Origin of the sequence: Flavobacterium sp. H4147 (genome assembly GCF_029360735.1) — a bacterium.
GTDB classification, from domain to species: Bacteria; Bacteroidota; Bacteroidia; order Flavobacteriales; family Flavobacteriaceae; genus Flavobacterium; species Flavobacterium endoglycinae.
In genome coordinates this window covers 1222574-1233405 of sequence record NZ_JARKNB010000001.1, presented here as the reverse complement: position 1 = coordinate 1233405, position 10832 = coordinate 1222574, and the positions used below count along the sequence as shown (strand labels likewise).

At 37.3% G+C, this 10832-nt stretch carries 7 protein-coding genes; 2 read left to right on the top strand and 5 right to left on the bottom strand.

Annotated features, from left to right (window positions below; genetic code table 11):
• The 5 genes from P2W75_RS05450 to P2W75_RS05430 form a co-directional block, all read right to left on the bottom strand.
• The gene (locus P2W75_RS05450; protein WP_276379346.1) at window positions 1-4899 is read right to left on the bottom strand and encodes a type IX secretion system membrane protein PorP/SprF; all 4899 of its coding nucleotides are present in this window, start codon (window positions 4897-4899) and stop codon (window positions 1-3) included.
• 1 nt (window position 4900) lies between these two features.
• Window positions 4901-6385, bottom strand: coding sequence for a gliding motility protein SprC (gene sprC, locus P2W75_RS05445; RefSeq protein WP_207298486.1), 1485 nt, complete (start codon window positions 6383-6385; stop codon window positions 4901-4903).
• Complete coding sequence (locus P2W75_RS05440) at window positions 6382-6786, bottom strand: hypothetical protein (RefSeq protein WP_276379345.1); 405 nt, start codon at window positions 6784-6786, stop codon at window positions 6382-6384. The genes sprC and P2W75_RS05440 overlap by 4 nt, the downstream gene beginning before the upstream one ends.
• Window positions 6787-6894: 108 nt before the next feature.
• On the bottom strand, window positions 6895-8184 hold the full coding sequence (locus tag P2W75_RS05435) for a hypothetical protein (RefSeq protein ID WP_207298484.1): 1290 nt from the start codon (window positions 8182-8184) through the stop codon (window positions 6895-6897).
• A gap of 189 nt (window positions 8185-8373) precedes the next feature.
• Window positions 8374-8826: a hypothetical protein gene (locus tag P2W75_RS05430; protein WP_207298483.1), complete on the bottom strand. Its 453-nt coding sequence runs from the start codon at window positions 8824-8826 to the stop codon at window positions 8374-8376.
• Window positions 8827-9263: 437 nt separating this feature from the next.
• Here P2W75_RS05430 and P2W75_RS05425 point away from each other — a divergent pair, with 437 nt between their 5' ends.
• Window positions 9264-10412 (top strand): DNA polymerase III subunit delta', encoded by a 1149-nt coding sequence (locus tag P2W75_RS05425; RefSeq protein ID WP_207298482.1) that lies wholly within the window; start codon window positions 9264-9266, stop codon window positions 10410-10412.
• Window positions 10413-10419: 7 nt separating this feature from the next.
• Window positions 10420-10803, top strand: a complete 384-nt coding sequence (locus tag P2W75_RS05420; RefSeq protein ID WP_207298481.1) for a DoxX family protein — start codon at window positions 10420-10422, stop codon at window positions 10801-10803.
• Window positions 10804-10832: the final 29 nt, after the last annotated feature.

Here is a 10832-nt window from a genome sequence, read left to right as displayed (position 1 = left end):
CTAATTTTCAACTTTTACGATAGCCATTTTCCCGTTATATGGCTTAGTCCCTTTCGATTCTAATGCTTTCGTTGCTTCTTGTAAACCATCAAATTTTTCATAATAGATGTAATATTTACTTGTCGTCACATTATAGAAGAAATTAATATCTGTCAATCCGGCTTGCACCGCTTTGGTTAGGAATTGATCTCTCTTCTCAACACTATTGTGTACTGCAAGAATCATATAATAACCATTTTCAGAATTTTTAATATTCTTAATGATCTGCATATTTGACTGATCTTCTCCAAAATCAAAGTCGCTTGCTGTTAATGGCGTACTGCTGACTTTTGTTGTTTCCTTAATACGCTTAAGAGCTGCTAGATCCTGTGCATATCTTCCTTGATCATTTTCATAAGCCGCACGTTTAATTCTACGTTTTTTCTCGATTTCAGTTTCAGCTTTGATACGTTCTAAATCTGCTAATAAAGCTGCACCATCCTGCTCCATTTTCAATTGAGCTAATTTTAACTGATTGATCTTTTCAAGATACGTTTTGTTTAAAGCGTCGTTTTTATTTGGAACCTTTTTAAGCCTTTCATTATATAAATTTGTCAGCTTCGCAATCTCTTCTTTTTGTGCTCTGCTGGCATCTGCCAATTGTAATTTTAAAGCTTCGATCTGGCTATTTTCAGCCGCTACACTCTTGAACGGTTTTGGCTCTCTGTAAATACCTTTTTCACTTAAATCGTTCTCTTCTTTTAAGTCGTTCAAGTCTTTTTGTTTATTTGCTACAGTTGCATTGAATTGTGCTAATAAATCACTTTGCGTTTTACTTGAACTTTCTATAGACTGAGTTAAACTTTCGATTGCTTTAGCAGTTTCGTCTTTCGCTGCCGCCGCTGCTCTTGCTGCTGCCGCTTCTGCATCGGCCTTAGCTTTTGCATCAGCTGCTAATTTTGCCTGACGTGCTTCTTCTGCTTCTCTTAGTTTTCTAGACTCTTCTTCTGCTCTTAATTTTTCTGTTGCTTCTGCATCTGCTTTCGCCTTTGCGTCGGCTAATAATTTAGCTTGAGCGGCTTCCATATCTGCTTTTGCTTTCGCATCAGCTGCTAATTTCGCCTGACGTGCTTCTTCTGCTTTTGCCTCTGCATCTGCCTTAGCTTTTGCATCAGCTGCTAACTTAGCTAAACGAGCTTCTTCGGCTGCTTTGGCTTTTGCTTCAGCATCTGCCTTCGCTTTTGCATCTGCGGCTAATTTCGCTTGACGAGCCTCTTCATCGGCTTTTGCTTTTGCTTCAGCAGCTTGTTTCGCTTGAAGCGCTTCTGCATCTGCTTTTGCCTTTGCATCAGCTGCTAATTTAGCCAAACGAGCTTCTTCGGCTGCTTTGGCTTTAGCTTCTGCATCTGCCTTAGCTTTTGCATCAGCGGCTAATTTCGCTTGACGAGCTTCTTCGTCGGCTTTTGCTTTAGCTTCTGCCGCTTGTTTCGCTTGAAGTGCTTCTGCATCTGCCTTAGCTTTTGCATCTGCTGCCAACTTAGCTTGACGAGCTTCTTCATCTGATTTTGCTTTAGCTTCGGCTGCTTGTTTTGCCTGAAGAGCTTCTGCGTCGGCCTTAGCTTTTGCATCTGCCGCCAACTTAGCTTGTAATGCTTCTGCATCCGCTTTTGCTTTTGCATCTGCTGCTAATTTCGCTTGACGAGCTTCTTCATCGGCTTTTGCTTTAGCTTCCGCTGCTTGTTTTGCCTGAAGTGCTTCTGCATCGGCCTTAGCTTTTGCATCTGCTGCCAACTTAGCTTGAAGTGCTTCTGCATCTGCTTTTGCTTTTGCATCAGCCGCTAATTTCGCTTGACGTGCTTCTTCTGCTTCTCTTAACTTTTGAGCTTCAGCCTCTGCTTGCGCTTTTGCAGTAGCTTCTGCATCGGCCTTAACTTTAGCATCAGCAAGTAATTTTGCTTGTAATGCTTCCATATCGGCTTTTGCTTTTGCATCGGCTGCTAATTTCGCCTGACGTGCTTCTTCATCTGCCTTCACTTTAGCTTCCGCTGCTTGTTTTGCCTGAAGTGCTTCTGCGTCTGCTTTAGCTTTTGCGTCCGCTGCCAACTTAGCTTGTAATGCTTCTGCATCGGCTTTTGCTTTTGCTTCCGCTGCTTGTTTTGCTTGAAGAGCTTCTGCGTCTGCCTTAGCTTTTGCGTCCGCTGCCAACTTAGCTTGTAATGCTTCTGCATCGGCTTTTGCTTTTGCATCGGCTTTTGCTTTTGCATCGGCTGCTAATTTCGCCTGACGTGCTTCTTCATCTGCTTTCAATTTAGCTTCCGCTGCTTGTTTTGCTTGAAGAGCTTCTGCGTCTGCCTTAGCTTTTGCATCGGCTGCCAACTTAGCTTGTAATGCTTCTGCATCTGCTTTTGCTTTTGCATCAGCTGCTAATTTCGCCTGACGAGCTTCTTCATCTGCTTTAGTTTTAGCTTCTGCTGCTTGTTTTGCCTGAAGTGCTTCTGCGTCTGCTTTCGCTTTTGCATCCGCTGCTAATTTTTCTTTTAGTGCTTCTGCATCAGCCTTAGCTTTAGCTTCTGCGTCAAGTTTAGCCTGAGCTTCCGCTGCGGCTTTGGCTTTCGCTTCCTCAGCTTGTTTTATTTTCTGTGCTTCTGCATCTGCTTTTGCTTTTGCTTCAGCTGCTATTATTGCTTGTCTTGCTTCTGCATCTGCTTTCGCTTTTGCATCAGCTGCTAATTTTTCTTTTAGTGCTGCTTCTTCAGCCGCTTTTGCTTTTAGATCTGCTGCTGCTTTGGCTTTATTTGCCGCATCAATAGCCGTTTTGGTTTTAGCTTCAGATGCTGCTTTCGCTTTCGCTTCTGCTGCTAGCCTTGCCTGAAGTGCGTCTGAATCTGCTTTTGCTTTTGCATCAGCTGCAAGTATTGATTCTAAATCAGCTGCTTCAGCTTTTGCTTTTGCATCGGCTTTACGTTTAGCTTCTGCTGCTTCGGCTTTTGCTTGTGTATCAGCTATTAATTTTGCTCGTGCTGCTTCTGCGTTTGCTTTTACTTTTTCGGCTGCTGCTACTCTTGCTTGTCTTGCTGCTTCAGCATCGGCTTTTGCTTTTTCTGCTGCTGCCAATCTCACTTTAGCTGCTGCTTCAGCATTTGCTCTTGCTTTTTCTATTGCAAGCTGTGCGGCTGTCTTTTGTTGTGTTGGCGCTGCTGCATTAGTTGCTGCTGCTTTTGCTTTTGCTGCTTCTGCATCTGTTTTTGCTTTTTCAGCTGCAGCTAATTTTGCTTGTAACGTTTCAGCATCGGCCTTAGCTTTTGCATCAGCTGCTAATTTTAATTTTAATGCTTCTGCATCAGCTTCAGATTTGTCTGCTGCTAATTGTTCTTTTGTTTTTTGTGCTGCTGCCTGTGCTCTTGCTGCTGCGGCTGCATCAACTTTGGCTCTGTTATCAGCGGCTAATTTCAATCTTCTTTCTTCTGCATCAGCTCTTGCTTTATCAGCAGCTAACTGCGCTTGTGTTTTTTGTGCCGCTGCTTGTGCTTTGTTTGCTTCTGCTAACTGAGCTCTTGCTGCTGCGGCTGCATCTGCTTTTGTTTTCGCTTCTGCTGCTAATCGTATTTTGTTTGCTTCAGCATCAGCTTTGGTTTTATTGTCTGCTTCTAATTTAGCTAGTGCTTTAGCTTCGGCATCTGCTTTAGCTTTATTATCTGCATCAAGTTTTGCTTTTGCTTTAGCTTCCGCATCTGCTTTGGCTTTATTGTCTGCTAGTAATTTTGCTTCAGCTTTTGCTTTTGCTGCGGCTTCTGCATCTGCCTTAGCTTTTTCTGCTGCTGCAAGTCGTATTTGTTTTGCTTCGGCATCGGCTTTTGCTTTTGCTTCTGCAGCTAATTTTTGTTTCTCAGCAACTTCTGCTCTGTTTACTGGCTCGGCAGATGCTACATCTTTAGCTAATACTGTTTTTGATTTAGGCTTTGACGGATCGATTAAAGCACCTTCTTCGTCATCACCATAATAGTAATTTCTATTTTTGAATTTATATGCTATGGCAAACTCGTGAGAAGGTCCCATATTGGTAAAATTTCCCATTCCTCTTTCATAGTTGTATTCAATGGCAATACTTGGTGAAATATTCACACCCAAACCTGCCGAAACTCCATACAGCGTGTTATATCCTGCTTGTGCCCAAACTCCTTGTTTAAGAGAAAGCATACCAAGACCAGAAATAACGGTTTTGTCTTTTTTAAGTTCTGTTTTTACAATTCCTGAAAATTTACTTTGCTCAAAAAATCCATAGCTGTCTATATAACCTGTATACATCGCATGAAGTTCTATTGCTCTTTCAGGATCTTCTTTAACCACTCCTGAACCGAAATTATAAAGAACTAAATTGTTAATCGATAATCCGAAATCCATGAAAGCGGTTCCATAATTGATCCCAGGATTTACGGTAAGCAGCATATTTGAAGGATATTCTCCATTCAAAATATCTACGTCATCCGATATAATTTTTCCTTTGTCTAAACCACTTTTATAAGCTCCAACATTTAATCCGAAGGTTAAATTGCTGTCTTGTTGTAAAACGACGTTATGTGCAAAATTGACTACTCCGCCAAAAACAGTCATTAGACCATAATTTTGCTGGAATAAGCCAAACGCAAAAGCTTCATTTTCTCTAAAACGACCTGAATAACCTGCTAAATAAGTCTGTGGCGCATTCTCAAACTGTACCCATTGTCTCTTGTTATAGAAACTTGCGTAAGGGTTTGATTCGCGAACAAAACTGAACGTTGGGTTAATTATATATCTATTGAACTTTAACGAATTTCTTATAGGTAACGAAAACGAAACAACTCCATTCTCATTTTTATCCTGAGAATAGAGTGTATTTGAAATACTGTAAAATAAAGTGATGAATAGTAAAATTTTCTTCATATTATTTAATTACAGTAATTGATCCTTTTTTTTCACCTGTGTCGGATTGAATGACATAGTAATAAACTGGATTGACATTTTTAAAATCTTTAATAAAAGAATTAAGTTCCGGATCGTAATTGCTCCCTACATCATCGAACATTACTTCACCATTTGAACTTAAAATTATAAGTTTAGTCGAGGCTGTTTTATAAACATCTGGAATATTCCAATATGGATAATTACCGCTTAGCTTTACGATATTTGGTATTACTGTGGTTGTAGCATCTGCTTCAGAGGTTACTCTGAAAGTAAATTCTTTCGTGGCAATACAGCCTGATTCTTGTGAAATAACTACTTTATAAAGTCCTCTTACGCTTACTGCATAATTTGCGGTTGTGGCACCCTGAATAAGGATATTATTTAAATACCATTCAAATTTTGGAGTTGTTGCATCAGTGGTTACGGATACGTTTAACGTTTCACCTTCTTTTAACTCATATTGGTCAGCCACATCAATACTGGCATTAAAACCATTACTCTGAAGATTGATACTTCCAGAAGAAACGCATCCTCCAAAATCTACCTCAACTGTATAAACACCTGAGTCATTTGTTGAATAAGTACGGTTAACGGCACCTGTAATCAGCGTGCCGTCTTTGTACCATTTATAACTGTTTCCTGAAGTTGCTGTTAATACAGTTCCTGTACCATTTGAGCAAAAAGGATTTCCTAAACTTGAATTGATAGTTACCGCAGAACCGCCGTTTGAAGAAACAACCGTAACACGATTTGAACTTAAGTTCTCATCGTCGCAGCCTCCGTAATTAATTTGTGCATAGTAAACTCCTGGTGCATTTGCCAATAACGTTGTACCACTTTGTCCTGCAATTAGCACATCATCTTTATACCATTTATAGGTTAAATTTGGATAGTTTGCAGGCGATGAAGGAATATCTCCAGGCGTTGGGTTGTACACAGAAAGGCTGACATTTCCACCAGTACACATAGTAGCTGTTGACTCTTTATCATTTATAAAAAAGTTTTCGGCATATGTTCTGTAAAAAGCAGGAAACGTAGTTTGGTTTTGCAAATTTCTAAACCTTTGGCTATATACCGGAGTTGCTGTGTTGCTTTTTACACGAATACTGTATGTATCAGATCCTTTTAAATCTGTTGGAATAGCAAATTTTATGGTTTGCTGCTGAGTAGCAGGATCGTCAACAAAAGAAAGTTTAGTGGTTGCAGTAGGAGTTGTAAAACTCCCATTTTCGTCTGAAAGTTCTATTTCAAAAGTAGTTCCTGCAGGAAAATTTAAATAACTAAACGTAGCATTATATTCGTTAAAAGGCTGTCCATTAACAATTAATCCGGCACAGATCCTGTCAAAAGGAAGCTGCTGGCCAACTAGTGTTGCTGTTTGAGCATAAGAATTCGATTTAGTACATAACAGTATACTAAACAGAAATAAAACTTTAAAAAAAGATAAAGTAGTTTTTCGAATCATATAGTACGAGTTCTTGCTAAGTCTATACGCTCAAAAAACAAGATATCAATGAATGTTTCAGAAAAGTCATATTTATAGTTCTCAATAATATCTTTTGCAAGAATTGAGGTAGAACTAATAAACGTTTTTTCTTCGCATTCTTCAGATGTAGATGAACTCTTTTCAGCTGCCACAGTAAGGCTGTCCTTGGGGATGGACAGCCCTACCATAAACTGATTAGAATTATCTAATTTGACGCTGTTTTTAACAGCTAATTCGTTGTTTTGATTCACTACAGCAGTCGAAGTCATTTCGCAGCCAGAAACAGTAGGTTTTTCTGTGTTTTGTGCGTACAGACTAATCGAAAGAGGAGCAACCAAAAATATTATAGGTAACAAATATTTTTTTGTAGATAGAGCCATTATGTTTTGATCTTTATTTGGTCCTAGTAAGACGATACATAAATTGTGTCTGGGGACTTAATTAATAAAATTTACGCTTGGAAATAAAAATCGAAATCTTTTTATCTATTATTTTCCGCTTGATGCTGTAATTTTTCCTAATTGAAGTCTGAAATCAGGTCTTTTTGGATTGAAAATATCAATAAATGTCTCTTTGTTATCACTTTGTGAGTAAACGTTGAAGAATACACTATTACCATACCAGCTTTCTAAATCTTCGTTGTTAGAATTGTATTCAGTAAAGATGTTTCCTTTACATAAGTTGAAATACATTTCCTCAAATTTGATTTTTTTAAGGTTGGCATCGTTAATTTCAGTTTTGCTGTCTAATAATACTGCAGGGTTAAATCCAGAGATTACACTTCTTTTCATTTCAAGAGAAGCATTTTCAGCTACATAAACAGCCTCTTTTACTAATCCTGCTTGAATATCAGCGTTGATGTTTTCACTGTCATTAACCATAGTAATGTTTGAAGCCACAACTAAAGTTTGTTTTTTTGTAAAATCTGTTTCGCTCTTTTTCTCGTATGATTTAACTTCCATACAACGAGATCCGTCTTTTGTACTAGAGAAGTAAGAAGATCTAACTGCTAAAGAGTTGAAAAAACGACATTGAACTCCTTGAGAGAATTTGTAGTCATCGTTGATTGATTTGTATGATACAAATTTTGTAGCGTTAACATCTCCACCTAAGAAACCAAATGAATCACCACCAGCGTAGCTTACCATAATATTTTCTAAGATTGTTTTGTTACCAACACCAGCAAGAGTTAAACCGTTGAAAGTATCAACTCCTTTTACTTTTTTACCTGCAAACTCGATTCTAACAAATCTTAAGATACCAGAGTTAGAAGCAGCGTTGTCTCCACCGTAAGTAGTAAGAGATGGATCAAGATCCATATTGTAAGATCCTACGTTACCGAATTTGTTAAGTGGTGCATCACCAAGAATTACAAGTCCACCCCAGTCACCCGCTTTTTTCTGGCTTCTGTTAGATGTAAATACGATTGGGTCTGTTTCTAAACCGTCAGCGATGATTTGAGCACCTTTAGTAACTACCAATGTTCCTTTTGTTTCGAAATCACCAATAATTAAAGTTCCTGGCTCAATTGTTAAAACTGCATTGTTTGTTACATAAACATTCCCTTGAAGAACATAAATATTTCTCTTAAGCAATTTTGTGTTTACAGAAATGTTTCCAGCCAAAATTTGGTTTGGCTCTCCATACTCTACTTTGTTTGGCTTAAATTCTGTCCAGTTATTTAACCAGTTAGTATAGCCCATAATTCCTTTCTCTTGTTGAGCACTCATACTCGTAACTGTCAAAAGAACGCAGATCAATTGAGTAATTTTTTTCATGATAAAGGTGTGTATTAGGTTAATAATAAATTTGGGTATGCGTAAATGCAAAAACTCATCTCGAATTTTCTAATAAAATTTCAGAATAATCGAGAACGAGCTGATGTTTTATCTTTTCCAAAATGTTACATAAATTCAAATCCGATTTACGTAACTGGTTTAAAAAAGGTTTTATTTTTTTGAAAAAAATTACATTTCGTTCAATTCGTTGAACTCGTGTAAAGATTTTAATGTGTTTTCGTAAAATAAAATAGCTGCGATAAGGTTACCTTTATCTGAGTAAGGCATCATTTTTCTTTGGAACTCTACTGTAGTATCTAAGAAAGTTGATGTACCAACTGCTTGGTTATCTAAAATTTTCTTGTGATCACCATCGTCCGGAATACCTAAGTCTGCCATAGTAACACCTGGTTTAGTAACCAAAGCAATGTAAGGGAGAGTTTTCACTAATACTTTAATTCGCTCAATGTACAATTCCAAAAGTTCCCCTTTTTGCATACCACTCAATTCTTTTTGATCATGGTATTTACGAATAAGAGCCGTTGTACTAATAATACTTCTTGGAGCGTTTTTTGCCTGAGCCGAAACAGCTGCAGTTGTCATGATAAAAAATGCACTAAATAAAATAATTTTCCCTTTCATAAATTCTTATTATATAATTGGTTGTTGATGCAAACAAAAATATAGAAATTAACTTAAATTGCAACTTTCTTCATTTTTTTTTTCAAAAAAAAAACTTAAAAAAACCTTAAAAATCAGTGTTATGTCGAGAAAATGTGCGTTTTAACGGGGTTTTTGTTAAATTTGTTAACAGCTAATACGTAAGATATTCTTTATGAAAAATAACAATCAGGTATAAATAAATAGTCAAAAAAAACTTACGTTTGTCGATTTAGGCAAAAAAATATTAACAAAAAAGTCTTGATATCTGCTAGCACGAAGTACTTTATTAACAAAAATTGGTTCAGGACACACAATTTTTTTAATGAAAAATCGTTGCCTTTTTTCCTCTCAAAATATCCCCAATAATCTTTCCCACTAAAATTTTTGACTACATCATTTTCTGTTATCTTTGCTTCATGCAATTTTCTCAAATTTTAGGTCAGGATTACATCAAAAGTCACTTAATAAAAAGTGCTTCTTCCGGACGAATTCCTCATGCACAATTATTCATTGGACCTGAAGGAAGCGGAACTTTATCGACAGCAATCGCTTATGCGCAGTATATTTTGTGCGGCAATACAGGAAATGAAAACGAAAATGGTAATGAATCCTGTAATTTGAAATTTCAAAACATCTCGCATCCGGATCTTCATTTTATATACCCAACCGTTACTACCGAAGATGTAAAAACCAAACCCAAAAGTTTAGACTTTATTCAGGATTGGCGCACTTTTATTCAAGAAATGCCTTATGGAGGTTTATTTGACTGGTATAAAATTTTAGGCGTTCAAAACAAACAGGGAGAAATCAGGGTTGAAGATGCTCAGGAAGTTTTAAAATCTCTTTCGTTAAAATCCTATGAAGGCGGTTATAAAATCATGATTATCTGGATGGCCGATAAAATGAATATCGCTGCCTCAAATAAACTACTGAAACTTCTTGAAGAACCTTCAGACAAAACGATGTTTATCTTGATTTCTGAAAATGAAGAAGATATTATTCAAACCATACGCTCTCGTTGTCAAGTAATTCAGTTTAGCGCACTTCCCGAAAAAGTAATTGCCGAGGCTTTAGTGGCAAGAGAAAACATTGATTTGAATTATGCTAAAAAAATAGCACATCAGGCTCAGGGAAATTTCAATAAAGCGCTGCATCTCCTAAAGGAAGATGACTCTGAATTTCCATTTGAACAATGGTTTGTAAATTGGGTGCGTGCGGCATTTAGAGCAAAGGGAAATGCAGCCGCTATTCAAGATTTAATTTCGTGGAGTGAAGAAATCGCCTCATTAGGACGCGAAAGCCAGAAAAAATTCATTCAGTTTTGTATCGAAATGTTCAGGCAGGCACTTTTACTAAATTATGAAGCGCCAAGTTTGGTTTACATAGAGCCAAAAGTGGACAAATTTAAACTGGAAAATTTTGCGCCTTTCGTAAACGGAAATAATATTCATGAGATTTTTAAAGAACTTTCAGATGCTTTATACCACATTGAAAGAAACGGAAATGCCAAAATAATCCTCACGGATTTATCTATAAAACTGACTCGTTTAATTCATAAAAAATAATGCTAAAATGAATAATGCTGCCTCAATTTTAATGTTAGCTTTTCTAACCTTAACTTTTTTACAATCAGGGTATGAGAAGATTTTTTACTGGAAAGATAATGTTGCCTGGCTCAAAGAGCATTTTGCCCAAACCAAATTAAAAAACCAAGTTCCGCTTGCCTTATTTCACTTATTGGTAGTAGAATTAATTGCTGGAATTTTAAGTGCCGTTGGCATTATTCAGCTGTTGACAAACAGCGGACGCGAATATGGCTTTTACGGTGCAATATTTTCTTGTATTAGTTTGTTAATGATGCTTTTCGGACAACGATTAGCCAAAGATTACGATGGAGCGAGAACCATTGTTATATATTTTATTCCTGCCGTTATAGCAGTATACTGGCTGAATTAATTTATCAGCCGCAATTATTTTAAATTTCA

Coding starts and splice junctions, on each gene's coding strand:
- P2W75_RS05450 (WP_276379346.1), bottom strand. CDS start 4,899: ATGAAGAAAATTTTACTATTCATCACTTTATTTTACAGTATTTCAAAT.
- sprC (WP_207298486.1), bottom strand. CDS start 6,385: ATGATTCGAAAAACTACTTTATCTTTTTTTAAAGTTTTATTTCTGTTT.
- P2W75_RS05440 (WP_276379345.1), bottom strand. CDS start 6,786: ATGGCTCTATCTACAAAAAAATATTTGTTACCTATAATATTTTTGGTT.
- P2W75_RS05435 (WP_207298484.1), bottom strand. CDS start 8,184: ATGAAAAAAATTACTCAATTGATCTGCGTTCTTTTGACAGTTACGAGT.
- P2W75_RS05430 (WP_207298483.1), bottom strand. CDS start 8,826: ATGAAAGGGAAAATTATTTTATTTAGTGCATTTTTTATCATGACAACT.
- P2W75_RS05425 (WP_207298482.1), top strand. CDS start 9,264: ATGCAATTTTCTCAAATTTTAGGTCAGGATTACATCAAAAGTCACTTA.
- P2W75_RS05420 (WP_207298481.1), top strand. CDS start 10,420: ATGAATAATGCTGCCTCAATTTTAATGTTAGCTTTTCTAACCTTAACT.